The 19,972-nt window shown below is 70.8% G+C and carries 18 protein-coding genes; 8 read left to right on the forward strand and 10 right to left on the reverse strand.

Translation table 11 applies throughout. The annotated features are described in order from the left end of the window. Positions 1–18 precede the first annotated feature (18 nt). Together PBV52_RS08340 and argH are read right to left on the reverse strand one after the other, a co-directional pair. On the reverse strand, positions 19–990 hold the full coding sequence (locus PBV52_RS08340; protein ID WP_274237645.1) for an aldo/keto reductase: 972 nt from the start codon (positions 988–990) through the stop codon (positions 19–21). 186 nt (positions 991–1,176) lie between these two features. Next, positions 1,177–2,607: an argininosuccinate lyase gene (gene argH / locus PBV52_RS08345; RefSeq protein WP_274237646.1), complete on the reverse strand. Its 1,431-nt coding sequence runs from the start codon at positions 2,605–2,607 to the stop codon at positions 1,177–1,179. A gap of 264 nt (positions 2,608–2,871) precedes the next feature. On the opposite strand from argH, the gene PBV52_RS08350 reads away from it, so the two are divergent. The 6 genes from PBV52_RS08350 to PBV52_RS08375 all read left to right on the forward strand — a co-directional run bounded on the left by PBV52_RS08350 (position 2,872) and on the right by PBV52_RS08375 (position 8,297). Then, entirely contained in the window at positions 2,872–3,732 is an 861-nt protein-coding gene (locus PBV52_RS08350; RefSeq protein ID WP_274237647.1) for a hypothetical protein, read from the forward strand. A 126-nt stretch (positions 3,733–3,858) separates the two neighbouring features. Continuing rightward, positions 3,859–4,446, forward strand: a complete 588-nt coding sequence (locus tag PBV52_RS08355; RefSeq protein WP_274237648.1) for a pyridoxamine 5'-phosphate oxidase family protein — start codon at positions 3,859–3,861, stop codon at positions 4,444–4,446. A gap of 3 nt (positions 4,447–4,449) precedes the next feature. Continuing rightward, positions 4,450–5,151, forward strand: coding sequence for a L,D-transpeptidase (locus tag PBV52_RS08360; protein WP_274237649.1), 702 nt, complete (start codon positions 4,450–4,452; stop codon positions 5,149–5,151). Between the two features lie 131 nt (positions 5,152–5,282). Next, the gene (locus tag PBV52_RS08365; RefSeq protein ID WP_274237650.1) at positions 5,283–6,665 is read left to right on the forward strand and encodes a ferredoxin reductase family protein; all 1,383 of its coding nucleotides are present in this window, start codon (positions 5,283–5,285) and stop codon (positions 6,663–6,665) included. Between the two features lie 38 nt (positions 6,666–6,703). After that, positions 6,704–7,501: an FMN-binding protein gene (locus tag PBV52_RS08370; RefSeq protein WP_274237651.1), complete on the forward strand. Its 798-nt coding sequence runs from the start codon at positions 6,704–6,706 to the stop codon at positions 7,499–7,501. Continuing rightward, entirely contained in the window at positions 7,494–8,297 is an 804-nt protein-coding gene (locus PBV52_RS08375; RefSeq protein ID WP_274237652.1) for an FAD:protein FMN transferase, read from the forward strand. Before PBV52_RS08370 ends, PBV52_RS08375 begins: the two co-directional genes overlap by 8 nt. 22 nt (positions 8,298–8,319) lie before the next feature. On the opposite strand, the gene PBV52_RS08380 is transcribed toward PBV52_RS08375, so the two are convergent. The 6 genes from PBV52_RS08380 to PBV52_RS08405 form a co-directional block, all read right to left on the reverse strand. Further along, positions 8,320–8,865 carry an arginine repressor gene (locus tag PBV52_RS08380; RefSeq protein WP_062715470.1) on the reverse strand — a complete coding sequence of 182 codons (546 nt, stop codon included), beginning with the start codon at positions 8,863–8,865 and terminating at the stop codon, positions 8,320–8,322. 19 nt (positions 8,866–8,884) lie between these two features. Continuing rightward, complete coding sequence (locus tag PBV52_RS08385; protein ID WP_274237653.1) at positions 8,885–10,081, reverse strand: acetylornithine transaminase; 1,197 nt, start codon at positions 10,079–10,081, stop codon at positions 8,885–8,887. After that, positions 10,078–10,986: an acetylglutamate kinase gene (gene argB, locus PBV52_RS08390; protein WP_274237654.1), complete on the reverse strand. Its 909-nt coding sequence runs from the start codon at positions 10,984–10,986 to the stop codon at positions 10,078–10,080. The genes PBV52_RS08385 and argB overlap by 4 nt, the downstream gene beginning before the upstream one ends. Further along, entirely contained in the window at positions 10,983–12,134 is a 1,152-nt protein-coding gene (gene argJ, locus PBV52_RS08395) for a bifunctional glutamate N-acetyltransferase/amino-acid acetyltransferase ArgJ (protein WP_274237655.1), read from the reverse strand. The genes argB and argJ overlap by 4 nt, the downstream gene beginning before the upstream one ends. Further along, positions 12,131–13,171, reverse strand: coding sequence for an N-acetyl-gamma-glutamyl-phosphate reductase (gene argC, locus PBV52_RS08400; protein ID WP_274237656.1), 1,041 nt, complete (start codon positions 13,169–13,171; stop codon positions 12,131–12,133). Before argC ends, argJ begins: the two co-directional genes overlap by 4 nt. 129 nt (positions 13,172–13,300) lie before the next feature. After that, positions 13,301–13,921: a TOPRIM nucleotidyl transferase/hydrolase domain-containing protein gene (locus PBV52_RS08405; protein WP_274237657.1), complete on the reverse strand. Its 621-nt coding sequence runs from the start codon at positions 13,919–13,921 to the stop codon at positions 13,301–13,303. 116 nt (positions 13,922–14,037) lie between these two features. Here PBV52_RS08405 and PBV52_RS08410 point away from each other — a divergent pair, with 116 nt between their 5' ends. Beyond that, positions 14,038–16,053 carry a HEAT repeat domain-containing protein gene (locus PBV52_RS08410; protein ID WP_274237658.1) on the forward strand — a complete coding sequence of 672 codons (2,016 nt, stop codon included), beginning with the start codon at positions 14,038–14,040 and terminating at the stop codon, positions 16,051–16,053. Positions 16,054–16,114: 61 nt separating this feature from the next. On the opposite strand, the gene PBV52_RS08415 is transcribed toward PBV52_RS08410, so the two are convergent. Further along, positions 16,115–18,598 carry an alpha-L-arabinofuranosidase C-terminal domain-containing protein gene (locus tag PBV52_RS08415; RefSeq protein ID WP_274237659.1) on the reverse strand — a complete coding sequence of 828 codons (2,484 nt, stop codon included), beginning with the start codon at positions 18,596–18,598 and terminating at the stop codon, positions 16,115–16,117. Between the two features lie 135 nt (positions 18,599–18,733). Between PBV52_RS08415 and PBV52_RS08420 the strand changes: the two genes are divergently transcribed. Further along, positions 18,734–19,186, forward strand: coding sequence for a DUF6314 family protein (locus PBV52_RS08420; RefSeq protein WP_274237660.1), 453 nt, complete (start codon positions 18,734–18,736; stop codon positions 19,184–19,186). Here the strand turns inward: PBV52_RS08420 and PBV52_RS08425 are convergent. Next, positions 19,168–19,761: a histidine phosphatase family protein gene (locus tag PBV52_RS08425; RefSeq protein ID WP_274237661.1), complete on the reverse strand. Its 594-nt coding sequence runs from the start codon at positions 19,759–19,761 to the stop codon at positions 19,168–19,170. The two genes, PBV52_RS08420 and PBV52_RS08425, sit on opposite strands and share 19 nt — an antisense overlap. Between the last annotated feature and the right edge of the window lie 211 nt (positions 19,762–19,972).

Here is a 19,972-nt window from a genome sequence, read left to right on the forward strand (position 1 = left end):
ACGGATCAGTGGCGCGCGTCAGTGCCAGGGCAGCTGCCCGCGCCGCCCCCAGTACGCGCCCGGCTCCTCGACCAGCACGGCGAGCCGTTCCAGCTGGCCTTCGTCGAGGTCGACCACGGCGGCGTGCAGGTTGGACGCGAGCTGTACGGTCGTCGCGGCGCCGGAGAGGACCACACCGGCCCAGGGCTCGCGCAGGATCAGGGCGAGGGCGACCGCGTCGCAGCCCAGAGACGTTTCTTCGGCTACGGCCTTCAGCGCGTCCGGTGCGTACGGGTCCGCGAGCCGCCCGTTGGCCATGCCTTCCTTGACGATCACCGTGAGCCCGGCGTCGTGAGCCTCGGCGAGGGCGGGGGCGGCCGAGGTCTCCAGGGCGTTGTACGTCGACTGGACGGTACGGAAGAGGGGCTCGCCGTCGACCGTCACGGCGAGGGCGGCGCGGATCGCGTCGGCCTGGGCGGGGCCGCTGGTGGAGAAGCCGATGGTGAGGCCCTGGGCGGCGGCTTCGGCCAGCCTGGCGTGGAGGTCCTTGTCGGTGAGGGCGGGACTGTCCGGGGTCACCGAGTGGATCTGGTTGAGGTCGAGCCGGTCGCCGAGCAGGGCGTCGGTCTCGGCGCGCTGGCGCTCGTACGTCGCGAGGGTGTGGTCCTTGACCTCGTGCTTCTCGGCGTCGGTGGACCAGCCGGCGGTGTAGGTGTAGCCCCACTTGCTGCCTACGACGATGTCGTCGATGTCGGGGCGGGCGTGCAGCCAGTCGGCGAGGAACTCCTCGGAGCGGCCGTAGGAGCGGGCCGCGTCGAAATAGCGGACGCCCTGGGCGTAGGCGGCGTCGAGGAGTTCGTGGGTGCGGGTGCGCAGCGCTTCGACGCTGCGGTTGTCTCCGAGGTCTTCGTCTCGGCCGAGGTTGATGTAGCCGGGGCGGCCGACGGCGGCGAGGCCGAGTCCGATGTGGCAGGTCGGGGTCGTCGCTGTTGCCAGTCGGGCGAAGGGCATCGCGGGCTCCGTTTCGGTCGGGTCCGGTACGGCTTCGACCAACGTACCCTCGCGATGACCTTCGACTCTCGCGCAAGAGCTCGGTTCGTGGGGTGCGTTTGGCGGGTGCGGCGACGTTGTGGCTTGTCGCGCAGTTCCCCGCGCCCCCAAAGGGCCTGCGGCCCTTGGGGGGCTAACGCGCGAGCACTACTTGTTCTTGGCCGTCGCCCACTCGTGCTGGACTGCCACGCTCTGCTTCACCTCGGCCAACTGGACCGCCACCGCGCTCGGGGCCGTACCTCCCCGGCCGTTGCGGGAGGCCAGGGCGCCCGGGACGTTGAGGACCGTCCGGACCTCCGGCGTCAGGTGGGCCGAGATCTTCGCGAACTGCTCGTCCGTCAGGCCATCCAGTTCCTTGCCCTCGGACTCGGCGACCTTGACGCACTCACCGGCGACCTCGTGCGCGACCCGGAACGGGACGCCCTGCTTGACCAGCCACTCGGCGATGTCGGTGGCGAGGGAGAAGCCGGCCGGGGCCAGTTCCTCCATGCGCTCGCGGTTGACGGTGAGGGTGGCCATCATGCCGGTGAAGGCGGGGAGCAGGACCTCCAGCTGGTCGCAGGAGTCGAAGACCGGCTCCTTGTCCTCCTGGAGGTCGCGGTTGTAGGCGAGGGGCAGGGCCTTGAGCGTGGCCATCAGGCCCGTCAGGTTGCCGATCAGGCGGCCGCTCTTGCCGCGCGCCAGCTCCGCGATGTCCGGGTTCTTCTTCTGCGGCATGATCGACGAGCCCGTGGAGAACGCGTCGTGCAGGGTCACGAAGGAGAACTCCTTCGTGTTCCAGATGATGACCTCCTCGGCGATCCGGGAGAGGTTCACCCCGATCATCGCGGTGATGAAGGCGAACTCGGCGACGAAGTCACGGGACGCCGTGCCGTCGATCGAGTTGGCGGCGGACCCGTGCTCGAAGCCGAGGTCCTTCGCCACCGCCTCCGGGTCCAGGCCGAGCGAGGAACCCGCCAGGGCGCCCGAGCCGTACGGCGAGACGGCCGTCCGCTCGTCCCACTGACGCAGCCGCTCCGCGTCCCGGGTGAGGGACTGGACGTGGGCCAGGACGTGGTGGGCGAAGAGCACCGGCTGGGCGTGCTGGAGGTGGGTGCGGCCGGGCATCGCCACGTCCGGGTGGGCCTCGGCGAGGCCGATCAGCGCGTCCTGGAGGTCGGCGATCAGGCCGCCGATGATGCGGGCGTGGTCGCGGAGGTACATCCGGAAGAGGGTGGCCACCTGGTCGTTCCGGGACCGGCCCGCGCGCAGCTTGCCGCCCAGATCCGGGCCGAGGCGCTCCAGCAGGCCCCGCTCCAGGGCGGTGTGGACGTCCTCGTCGGCGATCGTGCCCACGAAGGAGCCGTCGGCGACGTCCGCCTCCAGTTGGTCGAGCCCGGCGATCATGCGGGTCAGCTCGTCCTGCGTGAGCAGCCCCGCCTTGTGCAGCACGCGCGCGTGGGCACGCGAACCGGCGATGTCGTACGGGGCCAGCCGCCAGTCGAAGTGGACGGACGCGGACAGCTTGGCCAGGGCCTCGGCGGGACCGTCGGCGAAACGGCCGCCCCAGAGCCGGACGTCACCGCTGTTGCTGCTCACTTGCTGCGCTCCTCGGGAGGGTCTGCGTATGTGGCACCGCCTCCCCGTGGCGTGAACGGGGAGGCGGTCGTCAGGCTAGTGCGCGCTCACCACACTGGACATGCATGAGTATGCAGAGCTCCGCATGATTCGTCAATCTCGGCCGACTGCGGCGGGAAATTTGAAGATCCTTTGAACACGGGAAACCGCTTACCCGTATCTCTCGCCGAACGCAGGCGCCGCGTTTGTAAACGACGACACCCCGAACCCGAGTGAGGCATCCGCATGTCCAGGGCTCTTCCGAAGTACAACAAGCGTCGCGTCGCGTTCATCGGCGGCGCTGCCGCGGTAGCGCTGTCCGGCACGGTGATCGCCGGTTTCGCCCTCGCCGGGCAGACGACCGCGTCTTCGAAGAGCGGCGGCACGAACGCCCGCACGCTGGCCGGACCCGGCACCATCACGTGCCCCGACGTGAAGTCGAAGCTGCCCGCGGTCCCGGCCTCGGCGAAAGCCGAGGTCGACCGCAACCTCACGCTGCTCAACACCCAGATCCAGGAGGCCAACAAGCGGCTGGCCGACACCGTGGGCCAGGGTGGGCCCAACTTCGTGCAGAACGCCATCCTCGGCCCCCTCAAGGACAAGCGGGTGGCGACGGTCAACCGCATCGCGACGGCCATCGGCCGCACGGCCGCCAAGCCGCAGGGCCTGGACGCGCTGGCACCGTGCACCCTCAACGGCAACGGCAACGCGGCTGCCGCGACCCCGAGCGCGACGCCGACCAAGCAGGCCGGCGGCAACACGGGGAACACCGGCAACACCGGGAATGCAGGCAACGCGGGCAACACCAACGCCGCCGGCAGCATCTCCTGCCCGGACGTGAAGTCGAAGCTCCCGGCGGTCCCCGCGTCCGCGAAGGCCGAGGTCGACCGCAACCTGGCCCTGCTCAACACCCAGATCCAGGAGGCCAACAAGCGACTCGCTTCCTCGGTCGGCCAGGGCGGACCCAACTTCGTCCAGAACGCCATCCTCGGCCCCCTCAAGGACAAGCGGGTGTCGACGATCGACCGCATCGCCATCTCCATCGGCCGCACGGCGGCCAAGCCGCAGGGACTGAACTCCCTGGCCGCCTGCACGCTCACCAAGTGACGTGACAGGCCGCCCCGGCCGCCCCGTTGGCACGCCGGCCGGGGCGGCCGGGGCGGCCGTGTCGTCTGCGCGCGGACAGGCGAATCCCTTAGACAGGCGAACGACCTACGTCCATACTCGATGAACGTGGGAAAAACTTATGAGCGCATAGACGGCAGGCTCCGCACCTTCATCGAGGAGCAGCCCCTCTTCTTCACCTCGACCGCTCCCCTGTCCGCCGACGGCACGGTCAACCTCTCCCCCAAGGGCCTCAAGGGTTCCTTCGCGATCCTCGACGAACTCACCCTGGCCTACCTCGACTTCGCCGGCTCCAACGCCGAGACCATCGCGCACCTGCGGGAGAACGGCCGGATCACCCTCATGTGGTGCGCCTTCCAGGGCCCGCCCAACATCGTCCGCGTGCACGGCCGCGGTGAGGCCGTCCTGCGCGACGACCCACGGTTCAAGGATCTGCTCGGGCACTTTCCCGACATCGACCCGTCCCTGCACGGCCTGCGCGCGATCATCGTGGTGCGGGCCGAGCTCGTTCGCGACTCCTGCGGGTACGCGGTGCCCCTCATGACGTACGACGAGGACCGCGACCTGCACGCGAGGCGGTTCGCGCGCGAGGACGACGACTCGCTCAGCGCGTACTTCGCCAAGAAGGAGCACATCGCGACGAGCCTGGATGGCCTACCCGGGCTGCCGTTGCCGCTGCCTCCGTCTAGCGTCTGAGCCATGCGCCCCGGTGTCGTCGCCCTCGCGTCCGTGTCTCTCCTCGCGCTCGGCGCCGCGCCGGGCGAAGGACCGCCACGACCGCTGCCCGCACGCATGGCCGACACCGGGGGCGGTACCCAGCTGATCACCGCGGTGGCACCGAGGACCGGCTCGACGTCGGGGACGGTCACCTGGTGGGATCGCGTCGACGGGCAGTGGGTGAAGACCGGTTCGGCGCCGGCCCGCTTCGGGGCGAAAGGGCTCGTCGAGGGGGCCGGGCGGAAGCAGAGCACGAACACGACGCCCACGGGGCTGTACGGGCTGCCGTACGCCTTCGGCATCGAGGCGGCACCGCCCGGTACGGCGTACCGGTACCGCCGTGTCGACCGGGACTCCTGGTGGTGCCAGGACAACGACTCCCGTGCGTACAACCGCTGGACCGAGCCGCGCCCCGCGCACTGCCGCGCCGCGGAGGCCGAGCACCTCATCGCCTACGGAGCGAGGTACTCGTACGCGCTCGTCATCGGGTTCAACTACGAGCGTCCGGTGAAGGGGCGGGGTGCCGGGATCTTCCTGCATGTCAACGGGCGTGGGGCGACAGCCGGTTGTGTGTCGGTGCCGCGGGCGGCGATGAAGCGCATCCTCGACTGGGCCGATCCCGGGCAGAGGCCGCACATCGCGATCGGGACGGCGAGCGGCACCACGGCGATCACCCGGTACTGAGCGAGCACTGAAGAAGCGCTGGGCAATCACCGGGCAAGCCCCACTGAACACACGGACCTCCCCGCACGTATCTCAGGGCCAAGGGACCACGCCCATCACGCACTCCCCTTGCTCCCGTCCCCGGAGGAACCGTGACCACCACGCTCGCAGGCGGCCGTGCCGCTCGCCGCCAGACGATGCGCCGCATCCGCCCGCGCCGCTCACCGGCCGTCCCGCTGGTGATCGCCCTATGGGCGGGCGCGGCGGCGGTGCTGTGGCTGTGGTGGGACAACACGCCGTCCCTCGCGGACAACACCGCCAAGATCCTCGCCGCCGGGCGGATCACCGGTCTGCTGGCCGGCTATCTCATGGCGCTCGTCGTGCTGCAGATGGCCCGGGTGCCCGCGCTGGAGCGGCGGGTGGGCTCGGACCGGGTCGCGCGGTGGCACGCGATGAGCGGCCGGTACACGATCTGCCTGGTCATCGCGCATGTCTTCCTCACCATGTGGGCGTACGCGCTCCAGGCCGGCAAGACGCTCGGCGACGTCGTCCAGCAGACGATCGACTCGGTCAACACGCTGCCGGACATGGGCAAGGCGGCCATCGGCACCGGGCTGCTGTTCTTCATCGCGTTCATCTCGATCGGCGGGATCCGCCGCCGGATCCCGTACGACACCTGGTACCACGTGCACCTGCTCACGTACGCGGCGGTGTACCTGACGTTCTGGCACCAGATCACCACCGGCAACGAGTTCGCCGTCGAGCCGTCCGCGAAGACCTTCTGGTACGGGCTGTACGGGGCCGTGACCGCGCTGGTGGTCTGGTACCGGATCCTCACCCCGATCCGCCTCAACCTGCGGCACCGGATGTACGTCGAGGCGGTCATCGAGGAGACGCCGGGCATCGTGTCGGTGCTGATCGGCGGGCGCAAGCTGCACCGCATGGGTGCGGAGGCCGGGCAGTTCTTCCGGTGGCGGTTCAAGGCGCCGGGGATGAGGTTCAGTTCCCATCCCTACTCGTTGTCGGCGGCGCCTCGCCCCGACATGCTGCGGATCACGGTCAAGGCGATCGGCGACCACACCTCGCGGCTGCGCGACCTGAAGCCCGGCACCAAGGTGTGGGCCGAGGGGCCGTACGGCGCGATGACCGCCCAGCGCCGCAGCCGGGGCAAGGTGCTGCTGGTGGCGGGCGGGGTCGGTATCACGCCGATGCGGGCCCTGTTCGAGACGCTGCCCGGCGCGTCCGGCGACATCACCCTGCTCTACCGGGCCAACAGCACCCAGGACCTGGCGCTGTGGGACGAGCTCGCGGCCATCGCCGACGAGCGCGGTGCCCGGCTGATGTACGCGGTCAACAGCCCGGACGGCGAGCGGCCGGACATCTCCGCGGAGCGGCTGCTCCAGAAGCTGCCCGACATCGACAAGCACGACGTGTTCATGTGCGGGCCGGCCGGCTTCGCGCAGTCCGTCTACGAAGCACTGCGCGGCGCGGGTGTGCCCGCCCGCCGCATCCATCACGAGTCGTTCGAGATGTGAGCGACGGGACTCAAAAGACTTCAGGAGCTGTAGGAGCCATGAGGAAGAGTCACCCCATCCGACGTGTCGTGCTGGCCGGCGCGGCCACCGTGTCCGGGATCGTGCTGCTGCTGTCGCTGAAGCCGGCGACCGACCCGGCCTCCGCACAGGCCGCGGGCGGGGCACCACCCGTCGCGGCGCAGTCGCCGCAGGGCGGCGCCCAGGCCGCCGGCAGCGGCACGGTCACCGGTGACGCGGCGCAGACCCAGTACGGGGCCGTGCAGGTGCGGCTGACCGTGGCCAACGGGAAGATCACCCAGGCGGAGGCCGTCCAGGCGCCCAAGGGCGGCCAGAGCGACCAGATCACGGCGAACGCCGTACCCAAGCTCAACCAGGCGACGGTCACCGCGCAGAGCGCGAACATCGACGCGGTCTCCGGAGCGACGTACACCAGCGCCGGCTACAAGGAATCCCTCCAGTCGGCCATCGACAAGGCGAAGGCGAGCGCCGGTTCGTCGCAGGGCTCGGGGTCACAGGGCTCCGGGTCGCAGGGCTCCGGTTCGCAAGGGTCGGGCGCCGCCCAGGTCCGTACCGTCACCGGCAGCGTCGCCCAGACGCAGTACGGGCCGGTCCAGGTCCGGATCACCGTCAACGGCGGAAAGATCACCAAGGCCGAGGCGGTGCAGACGCCCAAGGGCGGCCAGAGCGACCAGGTCACCGCGAACGCCGTACCGAAGCTCAACCAGGCTGCCGTGGCGGCGGGCAGCGCCGACATCGACGCGGTCTCCGGAGCCACGTACACCAGCGCCGGCTACAAGGAATCCCTCCAGTCGGCCCTGGACCAGGCCGGTGGCTGACACGGTGGCGGAACCGACAGAAGCTCCCGCCGCGGTACGTCATGCGGAGGAGGTCATGGGGACGGTCTTCTCCTTCGACGTCCGCGGCGGGGAACCCGGTGCCGTCAAGTCGGCACTGGAAGAGGCGGTCACCGCACTGCACCGGGTCGACGAGGTGTTCAGCACCTACCGCGACGACAGCCAGATCTCCCTGCTGGCGCGCGGCGAGCTGACCGTCGAGCGGTGCGATCCGGAGGTCGCCGAGGTACTCGAACTGGGTGCCGAGGCGGAGCGGCTCAGCGAGGGCTGGTTCAGCACGTCGTACGAGGGCCGCCTCGACCCGACCGGCATCGTCAAGGGCTGGTCGGTCGAACGCGCGGCCCGCCGCCTGGCGAAGGTCCCCGGCGTCAGCGGCGTCAGCGTCAACGGCGGCGGCGACGTCCAACTCCTCGGCGTACCGGGCGCACAGCGCCCCTGGCGCGTAGGAGTCTCCGACCCCCTCCGCCCGGGCGGCCTCGCGGCGGTCATCTCCGCCGCCGGCCTGGACGAACTGGCGGTCGCCACATCCGGCACCTCGGAACGCGGCGCCCACATAGTCGACCCCCGCACGGGCCGCTCAGCGGTGACGGACCTGGTGGCGGTCACCGTGGTGGCCCCACACCTGACCTGGGCGGACTGCTGGGCGACGGCGGCTTTCGCGATGGGTTCGCGACAGGGTTTGCGCTGGCTGGAGTCGTTGCCGGACGTGGAGGCGCTGCTGATCACGGCAGGGGACGAGGTCCGCTGCACAGGAGGCCTGGCCTCGCGACTCGGGTGACCTCCCCGCACGCCTACGGCGATCAGTGCCCGTTCTGAGCCAACCGCAGCAGATGATCAGCCAGCGCCTGACCCCCCGTAGGATTCCGACTGATCAGCAGCAACGTGTCGTCACCGGCGATCGTGCCGAGAATGTCCTGCAGCTCAGCCTGATCAATGGCCGAGGCCAAGAACTGCGCGGCCCCCGGAGGGGTACGCAGGACCACGAGGTTCGCGGAAGCCTCCGCGGAGATCAGCAACTCCTGGGAGAGCCGCCGCATCCGCTCCTCCTTGGCCGACTCGCCCAGCGGCGCACGGGGGGTCCGAAAACCCCCCTCACTGGGCACCGCGTAGATCAGATCGCCCTCGTTGTTACGGATCTTCACCGCGTTGAGCTCGTCCAGATCCCGGGAGAGCGTCGCCTGGGTGACGCTCAGCCCGTCGTCGGCGAGCAGCTTCGCCAACTGGCTCTGCGACCGCACGGGTTGCCGGTTGAGGATGTCCACGATCCGGCGGTGGCGTGCGGTGCGGGTCTGCGGCACGGCAGGCCCGGCGGCCCCGTTGTGCTCGTGGTCCTGCGCCTGACTCATCGTCGTCTCATTTCCCGGATCATCCGTCCCCGTTGGCCGCGTCAAGGATGCCGGGAAGGGCCTGAAGAAGCGCCTCCACTTCGTCGTCACCGAGGTTCAGCGGCGGCATGAGCCGTACGACATCGGGGGCGGGCGCGTTCACCAGGAAACCGGCGTCCTGAGCCGCCTGCTGCACCTTGGCGGCGAGCGGCTCGGTGAGCACGATACCCAGGAGTAGTCCCGCGCCCCGGACATAATCGATCAACGGGTGGCCCAGCGCCTCGATCCCGTCCCGCAACTTCTCGCTCTGCCGCTTGACGTTCTCCAGCAACCCGTCGTTCGCGATGGTGTCCAAAACGGCCAGTCCCGCGGCACACGCGACCGGGTTGCCGCCGAAGGTCGTCCCGTGGTGACCGGGCTGCAGCAGCTCCGCGGCCCGCCCGAAGGCGACCGTCGCACCCAGCGGCAGCCCGCCGCCGAGCTGCTTGGCGAGCGTGACGACGTCGGGCAGCACGCCCTCGTGGGCCTGGTACTCGAACCAGTGCCCGGTACGGCCGATGCCGGTCTGCACCTCGTCGAGGACGAGCAGCGCACCGCTGGCGGCGGTGATCGCCCGCGCCGCCTTCAGATAGCCGGCCGGCGGCACCACGACCCCGAGCTCGCCCTGGATCGGCTCGATGATCACGAGGGCGGTCTCGTCGGTGACCGCGGCGGCCAGCGCCTGCGCGTCGCCGAACGGCACGTGCGTGACGTCGCCGGGCAGCGGCAGGAACGGCTCCCGCTTGCCGGCCTGGCCGGTCATCGCGAGGGCGCCCATCGTGCGGCCGTGGAAGCCGCCCTCGGTGGCGACGACGTGGGTCCGCCCGGTCAGCCGGCCGATCTTGAACGCGGCCTCGTTGGCCTCGGCGCCGGAGTTGCAGAAGAAGACCTTGCCGTCCCGGCCGAAGAGCTGCAGCAGCCGTTCGGCGAGGGCGACGGTCGGCTCGGCCATGAAGAAGTTGGAGATGTGGCCGAGGGACGCGATCTGCCGGCTCACGGCCTCGACGATCGCCGGGTGGGCGTGGCCGAGCGCGTTGGTGGCGATGCCGCCGATCCAGTCGAAGTACTGCTTGCCCTCGGTGTCCCAGACCTTGACGCCCTCACCGCGCACGAGAGGGAGCCTCGGGGTGCCGTAGTTGTTCATCAGCGAGCCCTGCCACCGCTGGGTGAGCTCTGCGTTCGTCGCCGTCTCGGTCATCCGGCATCCCCCTCTTGCGCGTCCGGCACGACCATCGTGCCGATGCCTTCGTCGGTGAAGATCTCCAGCAGGATCGAGTGCTGGACCCGGCCGTCGATGACGCGGGCGGTGGTGACGCCGTTGCGTACGGCGTGCAGGCAGCCCTCCATCTTCGGCACCATGCCGGAGCTCAACTCCGGCAGCAGCTTCTCCAGTTGGGAAGCGGTGAGGCGGCTGATCACCTCGTCGGAGTGGGGCCAGTCCTCGTAGAGGCCCTCGACGTCCGTGAGGACCATGAGGGTTTCGGCGCCCAGAGCAGCAGCGAGTGCCGCAGCCGCCGTATCAGCATTGACGTTGTAGACATGTCCGTCGTCCTGGCTCCGGGCGATCGAGGAGACGACCGGGATACGGCCGTCGGCGAGCAGGGCCTCGATCGCGCCCGTGTCGATCTCGGTGATCTCGCCCACCCGCCCGATGTCGACCAACTCGCCGTCGATCTCGGGCTGGTGCTTGGTGGCGGTGATGGTGTGCGCGTCCTCGCCGGTCAGCCCCACGGCCAGCGGCCCGTGTTGGTTGAGCAGTCCGACGAGCTCGCGCTGGACCTGCCCGGCCAGCACCATCCGTACGACGTCCATGGCCTCTTCGGTGGTGACCCGGAGCCCGGCCTTGAACTCGCTGACGATGCCGTGCTGGTCGAGGGCGGCGCTGATCTGCGGGCCGCCGCCGTGCACGACGACGGGCTTGAGGCCGGCGTGGTGCAGGAACACGACGTCCTGGGCGAACGCGGCCTTCAGGTCCTCGTCGATCATGGCGTTGCCGCCGAACTTGATGACGACGGTCTTGCCGTTGTGGCGGACCAGCCAGGGCAGCGCCTCGATGAGGATCTGGGCCTTGGGGAGCGCGGTGTGCTTACGCGTGGTGCTCATGAGGAGTAGGCGCTGTTCTCGTGGACGTAGTCGGCGGTGAGGTCGTTGGTCCAGATCGTGGCGGTCTCGGAGCCGGCGGCGAGGTCGGCGACGATGTGCACCTCGCGGTAGCGCATGTCGACCTTCTCCCGGTCCTCGCCGACGCCGCCGTTCTTGCACACCCAGACGCCGTTGATGGCGACGTTGAGCTGGTCCGGCTCGAAGGCGGCGGACGTCGTGCCGATCGCGGAGAGCACGCGGCCCCAGTTGGGGTCCTCGCCGTGGATGGCGCACTTGAGGAGGTTGTTGCGGGCGATGGAGCGGCCCACCTCGACGGCGTCGTCCTCGGTCGCGGCGTTGACCACCTCGACCTTGATGTCCTTGCTGGCGCCCTCGGCGTCCCGGATCAGCTGCTGCCCGAGGTCGTCGCAGACGGCCCGTACGGCCTCGGCGAACTCCTCGTACCCCGGGGTGACTTCGGCCGCGCCGGAGGCGAGCAGCAGCACGGTGTCGTTGGTGGACATGCAGCCGTCGGAGTCGACGCGGTCGAAGGTGACCTTGGTGGCGGCGCGCAGCGCCGTGTCCAGTACGTCGCTGTCGAGGGCGGCGTCGGTGGTGAGGACGACGAGCATGGTGGCGAGGCCGGGGGCGAGCATGCCGGCGCCCTTCGCCATTCCGCCGACCGTCCAGCCGTCCTTGGTCACGACGGACGTCTTGTGCACGGTGTCGGTGGTCTTGATGGCGATGGCGGCCTTCTCGCCGCCGTGCTCGGAGAGCTGGGCGGCGGCGGTCTCGACGCCGGGGAGCAGCTTGTCCATGGGCAGCAGCACACCGATGAGGCCGGTCGAGCAGACGGCGACCTCGATGGCGCCCCGGCCGAGCACCTCGGCGACCTTCTCGGCGGTGGCGTGCGTGTCCTGGAAGCCCTTGGGTCCCGTACAGGCGTTGGCGCCACCGGAGTTGAGGACGACCGCGGAGACCTGACCGCCCTTCAGGGCCTGCTCGGACCACAGCACCGGCGCGGCCTTGACGCGGTTGGAGGTGAAGACGCCCGCGGCGGATCGGCGGGGCCCGGTGTTGACCACGAGGGCCAGGTCCGGGTTGCCGTTCTCCTTGATCCCGGCGGCGATGCCCGCCGCCGTGAATCCCTTTGCTGCCGTGACACTCACGGTGCGACTCCGATCGTGGAAAGCCCGGTGTTCTCGTGAAACCCGAGGGCGATGTTCATGCTCTGGACGGCACCACCGGCCGTGCCCTTGGTCAGGTTGTCGATGGCACTGATCGCGATGATGCGGTTCGCGGCGGCGTCGAATGCGACCTGCACCTGAACGGCGTTCGAACCGTAGACGGACGCCGTGGCCGGCCACTGCCCCTCGGGGAGGAGGTGGACGAACGGCTCGTCGGCGAAGGCCTTCTCGTACGCGGCGCGGACGGAGTCCGCCGTGACGCCGGGGCGCGCGCTCGCGGTGCACGTGGCGAGGATGCCGCGGGGCATCGGCGCGAGGGTCGGCGTGAAGGAGACGGAGACCCGCTCGCCCGCCGCCGCGCTGAGGTTCTGGATCATCTCGGGCGTGTGCCGGTGACCGCCGCCGACGCCGTACGGCGACATGGAGCCCATGACCTCGCTGCCCAGCAGATGCGGCTTGGGCGCCTTGCCCGCGCCGGACGTGCCGGAGGCGGCGACGATCACGGCCTCGGGCTCGGCGAGGCCGGCGGCGTAGGCCGGGAAGAGGGCGAGCGAGACGGCGGTGGGGTAGCAGCCCGGTACCGCGATGCGCTTGGCCCCCGTAAGCGGAGCGCGGCCACCCGGCAGTTCGGGGAGACCGTACGGCCAGGTGCCGGCGTGCGGGGAGCCGTAGAACGTCTCCCAGTCACCCGCGTCCTTCAGCCGGAAGTCGGCCCCCATGTCGACGACCAGCACATCCGGCCCGAGCTGCTCGGCGACGGCGGCGGACTGTCCGTGGGGCAGGGCGAGAAAAACCACATCATGCCGCCGGCCCTGCCCGGCCAGCACCTCGGTCGTGGTCTCCTGGAGTACGCGGTCGGCGAGGGGCAGCAGGTGCGGCTGCAGCGCACCGAGCCGCTGCCCGGCGTTCGAGTTGCCGGTCAGGGCCCCTATCTCCACCTCGGGGTGCGCCAGGAGCAGACGCAGCAGTTCCCCGCCCGCGTATCCACTCGCTCCGGCCACTGCCGCACGTACCGCCATGGAAACCTCCTCTTAGACGGCATGACTATACGTTTCGCTGCACGTTTATGCAATCTCGCCGAGTGGGTATGCACGGAGACTCGTGGTGCGGCTTTTTGGCCGGCTGCTGCCGTCAGGGGCGGGCGTCGGTCACAGGCTCGCGAGGAGGTCGTCGAGGGGCGCCGGTACCTGTTCGGGGTCCAGGGCCTCGACGAGGAGGTGGCCGTAGCGGATCTTGCGGCCCTTCTTGGTGCCGAGGAAGCGCCGCAACTGCTGCGGCCGGGGCCGGCCGTGCTGTGCGGGCTGGCGCAGGAAGGTCTGCCAGGCACGCAGGTCGCCCTCGGTGCGGACGATCTCCTCGACCCTCGCCGTACCCAGCGCGCGGATGAGCTCGTCCTCCAGGTCTCGCACGCAGACGAAGAAGGCCGACTGCGACGCCGCCCGGGCCCGCTGCAGGGCGCGGTCGTAGAAGCGCTGCTCGCCCTCGTCGCACAGTCCTGCCAGGCGCAGGCCGAGGCCGGACGGGCCGAGGAGGCCGGTGTAGCGGCCGACGCTCATCGCCCCGCCCATCGGCACGACGCACACGCCCTCGGCAGCCAGGTCCCGGCCACGCCGGGCGGCCAGCGCCTCGACGGCCGCGAGGTCACTCGGGCCTTCCAGCAGCACCGCCGTCCGCACCCCCAGCCGCACCGCCAGATCACTCGCCGTCCCGCCGGGGCCGCCGGCCGCCCAGCCACGGACCTCGTCCCGGAACGCTCGCATGTCCGCCATGCAGCGAGTCTGCACCTCGGCCGATGGGCATGGCACGGAATATTTCGACGCCCCCGCCCCACCTGCCCCAGCGCCCTCGTCCCGACGGCGGTGGGGCGGTAGTAGGGTCCCCTCGCATGTGGGAGGGACTCGACGCGGTCGACTGGGCGGGGCTGAAGCACAACTACGGGGCGGCCGAGGACGTACCCCCTCTGCTGCGCCGCTGCGCGGGCCCGGATCCGCAGGACGCGGAGTCGGCGGCGGACGACCTGCTCAACCTGCTCTTCCACCAGGGCGGCTGGATCTGCCCCGCCGCCCCGGCCGCGTTGCCCTTCCTGCTACGGCTGGGAGCCCGGCAGGACGTTCCGTGCCGGCGCACGGTGCTGGAGATCGTCTCGGTGCTGGCGGCGGAGGCCGGACGGGTCGAGGAGCGGTACGTCGCCCCGGGCTGGGCGGCGGCCTGGGAGCGGGCGTTGCCCGAAGTGCTCGCCCTGCTGGCCGTCCCCGAGGCCGAGTTCCGGCGGGTGGCCGCCGACATCCTCGCCGACTGCACGAGCCCCGGGGAGACCGTCCTGCCCGCCCTGCTGGAGCGCTGGCGGACGGAGAGCGACCTCGCGACCCGTCTCGACCTCGTCGTCGCCCTCGGCACGGCGGTCCGGCGGGAGCCGGCGGGGCCCCGAGGGGCCGAGGCCCATTCCCTGCTGCGCGGGCTGCTGGGCGATCCCGAACCGCAGCTGCGCGCGGCGGCGGTGCACGCGCTGGCAGCGGGTGACCCCGGGCTCGCCGAGCAGCACATGGGCCTGCTGCTGGACGCCGTCCGGGAGCCCGGCGTGGAGGTGTGGCGGCACACCAGTGCGGTGGGAGGTGGGCCGCGGGCCGTCCAGTACCGGATCGGCACCCTGTTCGCCGATTCCCCGGCCGCCTCCACCTCGTACGTGCTCGGCCTGCTGGCCGACCTCCCCCGCTCTCGCACGGACTCGACCGGGGAGACCCCCCTCGACGAGGATCACCGGATCGGCGCCCTCGCCCAGGCGGCCGAGTTGCTGCGCCGCTGGCGCTCGCCGACCGGCGAGCTGGTGCCGGCCGTCGCGGCGCGGCTGGCGGACCCGAGCGCCGAGGTCCGCTACCGGGCGACCGAGCTGCTGGCCTGTCTCGGATCCGCGGCCGCCGACTGTGCCGACGCGGTCGCCGAACTGCTGGACGACACCGGCAGACGCGGCACCCGCAGGGGCGAGAGCGTCGCCGACGCGGCCCTGTGGGCGCTGGCCCGGATGAACGACGCGCGGTGTGTGCCGGGCCTGATCGAGCGGGTGGCCGGAGCGCCGTCGACCTTCTCCAGGTACGGCATCCACGCCGGCGGGAACCACTTCCCCGCCCTGCCCGCGCTGCACGAGGTGCTCGCCCTCCTCCCGGCCCACGCCGACCGGCTGCTCCCGGCGCTCTGCGAGCGGCTCGATGCCACCGAGGACGCGCGCGAGCGCTCACGCCTGTGCGAGGTGCTGGCCGACTGGGGGCCCGGCGCGCGGGCGGCCGTACCCCGGCTGGTCCGGCTGCTGGAGCACGACGGGAGCTGGTCGGCGGCGGCGACGGCGCTGGGGGGCATCGGGGTGGCGGACGACGCGACGCGAGACCTCCTGCTCGCGCGGTCGGCGGACGCGGCTGACGGCGACGCGACACTCGCCGCCTGGGCCTACTGGCGGACGGGAGGCGAGCCGGGACGAGCCCTGGAGGTGCTGGGCCCCGCCATCGCCCGGGACGGCGTCCGCCACCCCTCTCTGCGCAGGCTGGCCGACCTCGGCCCGCACGCCGCGGGCCTCGCGGACCGGCTGCACGCGCTGGCCCGGACCGGGGACGAGTGGACGAGCGTCGAGGCGGCGCACGCGCTGTGGGCCGCGACCGGCGACACCGAGGTTCCCGTCCAGGCCCTGGTGACGGCGGTTCGGGGGCTGGCGGAGGGCCGCTACCTACCGGTCATGCTCCCCGCGGTGCGCCACCTGACCCGGATCGGCGGACCGGCCCGGCCCGCCGCCCGGCTCCTGCGCGAGGTCCCGGCCCTCGACCGGCGTCTGCACTACTTCAGCGGCTGGCGCGGCTTCGAGACGGACGAGTCGATCCGCACCGCGATCGACGAACTGCTCGCCGCGGCCGGGTGATCGACCGCACAACGAAGGCGCGGTCCGCTGCCGCTCGGACAGCGGACCGCGCCAGAACCGGCTACCTCTGCTTGATCCGCAGGAAGGTGATCGAGTTCGCCGGGAAGGTGTACGTGAACTTGTCGGCGACCCCCGAGAAGGTGGACGCCACCGGCGCGACCGGCGTCTGCGTCTCGCTGTTCACGGCGTTCGGGTCGGCGGACAGGGTCGTCACCCGGGCCTGGGACGCGACCTTCGCGCCGCCCAGGTCGATCGCCGTACGGGCCGCCGACGACTGGGCGTTGACGACCTTGACGATCAGGTCACCCGTCGTCGCGTCCTTGGTGACGACCTGGCGGAACGGCTCGGCCGGCTTGTCGTCGGTGAAGCCGCCCCACTCCTGGCCGTCGAGGTACAGGGTGACCTGGCGGCCGCGCACCTTGATGTCGATGTCGTAGGTGCGCCCCGTCTCGATCGTCCCGGCCTTGGAGAACAGCGTCGACTTGCCGCCGTCCACGGCCTGCTCGACGGCGGACTGGGTGTTGTTCCAGCCGCCCAGGTTCCACCAGTAGTAGTTGCCGGTGTCCTTGACCCCGAAGGCGACGAGGAAGCCCTCCTTGCCGGACTTCTTGGTGGCCTTCGCGTGCAGGTCGTAGTCGTGCCAGGTCGGGTCGCCGGCCGAGACCATCGTGTTCTCGGCGGCCGCGTCCGTCTGCACGTACTGCCCGTCCTGGATGCTCCAGCTGCCGCCGCCGGTGTGCGTCCACTTCGCGGCGTCACCGGAGAAGTCGTCGCTGAGCAGCGTCTTCCCGTCGGCGTCCGTGACCTTCACATCGTCGTACGCCGCACTGGTCGCCCACGTCGACAGGCCGACGGCACCGGTGATCGGGCCCAGCAGCGACGGCGTTCCGGTGGCCTTGGAGGGGACCACCCGGTCGCCGACGTTGTTCATGAACAGCTTCTGGACCTCGTAGTTGGCGGAGTTCCAGGAGGCGTGGTTGTTGAACCACACCATGTCCGGGCTCCACTGCACATAGTCCTCGTTGGCGAACAGCGGTGCGTAAGAGGCGAGTTTGACGACGTCCGCGTTGCGCTCCAGGCCGGTCATGAAGGCGGCTTCGGCGAGGCCGTTCTTGAAGGCGTTGCCCCAGGAGGCGTACTCGCCGAGGAAGACCTTCGGGCCGCTGCGGTCGTAGGAGTCGTAGCGGTCGTTGTTCTGCAGGAACCACTGCGGGCTGTTGTAGTAGTGCTCGTCGACCATGTCGACCTTGTTCTCGCGGTTGAGCTGCCAGGCCGTGTCGAAGGTCTGGCCGGCGTCGTCCGGGCCGGAGTTGGAGACGACGGTGATGTCGGGGTACTTCGCCTCGATGGCGGCGCGGAACTGCTTGAACCGGGCCATGAACTCGACCGGCAGGTTCTCCTCGTTGCCGACCCCGATGTGGGTGAGGTGGAAGGGCTTCGGGTGGCCCATCTGGGCGCGCTTCTTGCCCCACGTCGAGGTCACCGGACCGTTGGCGAACTCGATGAGGTCGAGGGCGTCCTGGATGTGCCGCTTGAGCAGGGCCTCGTCGTCGACGGCCTTGTTCTGGCCGCAGCCGGTCACCAGGGCCGGGACCACGGGCAGCGGCATGGCGCCGATGTCCTCGGCGAAGCGGAAGTACTCGTAGTAGCCGAGGCCGTAGGACTGGTTGTAGCCCCAGAAGTTGGCGTTGGTCGCGCGCTCCTCGACCGGGCCTATGGTGTCCTTCCACTGGTAGGACCGCTTGCGCTGATAGTTGGAGGCCTCGCTGTAGTCCTCCATGGAGCCGGTGTTGACCAGGCAGCCGCCGGGGAAGCGCAGGAAGCCCGGGTGCAGGGCGGCGACCTTCTCGGCGAGGTCCTTGCGCAGGCCGCCCGGCTGGTGCTTGTAGGTGTCGCGCGGGAACAGGGACACCATGTCCAGCGCGGCGGCCCCGGAGGCGGCGACCGCCAGGCGGCCGTCGCTGCTGGTGCGGGTCGCGGTGAAGGTGGCGCGGTACTTGGCCCAGCCGCTCTTGCCCACGGCCACCTCGCGGGCGGCGGCGAGCGTGCCGTCGGCGTCCTTCAGGGTGACGGTGAGCCGGGTGCCGCTCTCGGCGCGGGCCCACACCGAGAAGTCGTACGTCTTTCCCGCCTCGACATGGATGCCGGTGTTGTATCCGGCGTTCGTGACGGAGGAACCGGCGCCCAGGGAGAGGTAGTTGCGGTTGCGCTCGTTGAGCCGGCCGGCGTCGTTCAGGACCTGTGCGGTGCCGTCGACCGTCCAGGAGGTGAGCGGTGTGTACGACCGGTTGTCGTCCGTGGAGTACTCGAAGGACCGGTTCTGTACGAGCTCGGCGTACAGACCGCCGTCCGCGGCCCGGTTGATGTCCTCGAAGAAGACCCCGTACATCGTGTCGTCGATCTTCGCGCCCTTGGTGGCGGGGTCGACGGTGATCGCGTAGTCGGTGACGTCCTCGGCGTGAGCGGGGGCCGGGACGAGACCGGCGGCCACCAGGAAGGCGGTCGCCGTCAGACCGAGTCTCCAACGGGTGCGCGTGCGTGACATGGATACTCCGCGGCTCGATGTTCGAAATATCAGACCTTGATCAGCACTTCGAACGGCAAGATAGGGAGGGGATTCAAGAGCGTCAACGGGTCGGGCGAGATCGAAAGTGTCGGAAGCGCCGGAAGAGAGGGACGGATGGGCGAGTTCTGGCCAGTACCGGACGTTCTGGCGTATCTGGCCGGGAGTTGGCGGGTCGAACGGTCCGTGCGCGACTTCGCGAGCGGGGCGGGCGGGGCGGCCGGGGAGTTCTCCGGCACGACGGTTTTCAGCCCACTGGAGGGCGGCGGGCTGCTGCACCACGAGTCCGGCACGTTCGTCTGGCAGGGCGTGCCCCGACCCGCCGAGCGGACGCTGCGTTTCCTGCCGGGCGCCGCGCGCGGCACAGCGGACGTACGGTTCGCCGACGGGCGGCCCTTCCACGACCTGGACCTGTCGTCCGGGCGGTACATCGCCGATCACCCGTGCTCGGCGGACCTCTACCGGGGCGAGTTCACCGTCCTCGACGAGGACCACTGGCGGACGGTGTGGCGGGTGCGCGGCCCGGCCAAGGACCTCGTCCTCAGCACCGACTACGCACGCGAGGGCTGAGCCGGCGCCCCGTCGAAGCGGAGGTACCAGCGGCCCGCGCGGCCGGTCACGGTGGTCGTCGACAGGGGGCGTACATCGATGTTCCAGTACGTGGCGGGCGGCGCCTTCAGCGCGTACACCAGGGCGGCGCGGATCACGGAGGGTTCGGCCACGGCGACGATACGGCCGCCGTCCTCCACGGGCCGGGTGTCCAGCCAGCCGCCGACGCGGGCGATGAACGCGAGCAGCGACTCGCCGCCGTGCGGTGTGCCGCGCGGGTCGGCCAGCCAGGCGTCCACCGCCTCCGGCTCCCGGGCCATCGCCTCGCCGAGCGTGAGCCCGCGCCAGCGGCCCATGTCACAGTCCCGCAGGGCGAGTTGCACCAGCGGGGCATAGCCGAGGGCGTCGCCGGTGGCGCGGCTGCGCGGGGTCGGCGAGCAGTAGCGCAGCTCGGCCGCCGCCAGTGGCAGCAGGTCGCGCGCAACGCCCTGCACCTCGTCCCAGCCGGCCTGGTCCAGTGGCCGGTCGTCCTCGAAGCGCTCCGCGAGCAGCGGGGAGCTGCGCGCGGCGGCGACGAACGTGACCCGAAGCGACATGCGGCGATGGTGTGTCGCGAAAGTGCGCAGGTCAAGAGGCATTGTGTAGGCGTCACCGAGGGTGGACGAAGCCTTACTGCGGGGTCAGGATCAGGCGGACAAGTCGCTGAAATCGGCTGTTGGACATTCAAGTACAGCTGCTGGACGCACAACCACGCGAAGGACGCTCTTCGAGTCCGCCGAGTTCGTGTGCGGCATCGCCCCGCTGCCC

The sequence above is a fragment of the Streptomyces sp. T12 genome, from assembly GCF_028736035.1.
In the GTDB taxonomy this organism is placed as follows: domain Bacteria; phylum Actinomycetota; class Actinomycetes; order Streptomycetales; family Streptomycetaceae; genus Streptomyces.